Annotated in this window: 1 protein-coding gene; it reads left to right on the top strand. The window is 42.3% G+C overall.

The genetic code is table 11. The features are described from left to right. Positions 1-215 precede the first annotated feature (215 nt). Positions 216-1191, top strand: a 976-nt coding sequence (gene ltrA, locus GQR38_RS19915; protein ID WP_346774267.1) for a group II intron reverse transcriptase/maturase, incomplete at its 3' end; no start/stop codon positions are given.

Below are 1191 nucleotides of genomic sequence, written 5' to 3' on the forward strand. Positions count from 1 at the left end.
GAAATAGCAGTAAACAAGCGTTAGTTTAGACGCGCTTTATCGAGTAATCGATAGAGTAATTTATCAGAAGTCAGCAGACGGCATAGTAGCCAAACGCCCATCGTAATGGAGGGGACAAGGTGAAGGCCTGAACATCTTAACCAGAGGAGATACTACAATTGAACTTGAATTCACATAGATCACCGTGTTGTGATAGTGATGAACAGCGTTCTGCTGTGAATAATACCTCGAATGAATACAACCAAACAAATCATGACCTGATGGCAAGTGTACTGAGCAACCACAATATTGGCACAGCATGGCAACATGTTAAGCGAAATAAAGGGGCTGCGGGTGTCGATAATATGAGTATTGAGGAATTTAATGACTTCGCTAAGCTACATTGGTTAGGCATTAAACACCAATTACTTAACGGCACTTATCAACCATTGCCAGTGAAACGTGTGATGATACCCAAACCCGATGGCGGTGAGCGAATGCTTGGGATCCCCTCTGTTATCGACAGAGTGATCCAACAAGCCATTGCTCAAGTGATTAGCCCTTACTTTGAGCCTCAATTTTCACTACATAGTTATGGTTATCGCCCTCATAAAAGAGCCAGTCAAGCAGTGAGCCATGTTCAATACTGTGTTAAACAAGGTTGCAAAACAGCGGTCGATATTGACTTGTCTAAATTCTTTGATGAAGTAAACCATGACATGCTGATGAATCGTGTTGCTCGTAAAATCAAAGACAAAGCACTCATGCGCCTACTCGGTAAATATCTGCGAGCAGGGGTAGCAGAGCGCGAAACAGGTCTGTGGTTTGAGTCAACCAAAGGAGTCCCTCAAGGTGGGCCATTATCCCCTTTACTTTCCAACATTTTACTCGATGAATTAGATAAGAAGTTAACCTACAAACAGCTTAAGTTTGCACGTTATGCTGATGACATAATCATTTTAGTAAAAACGAAAAGCGAAGGGCTCATAATCCAACGGGACATTACTGCGTTTATCACTCAGCGATTAAAACTTAAAGTGAATGAATCGAAAAGTCGAGTCGGTCCAGTATCAGGCTCGAAATTTCTTGGGTTTACCTTCCGCTACGCTAAAGTGCAGATCCACGAACAGGCGCTAAAGAAATTTAAAGCAAATGTAAGAGAACTCACTAACCGCAACTGGGGGATCTCAATGACCCTACAGATTCATAAAC

The organism is Pseudoalteromonas sp. c7(2019), from assembly GCF_011378625.1.
GTDB classification, from domain to species: domain Bacteria; phylum Pseudomonadota; class Gammaproteobacteria; order Enterobacterales; family Alteromonadaceae; genus Pseudoalteromonas; species Pseudoalteromonas arctica.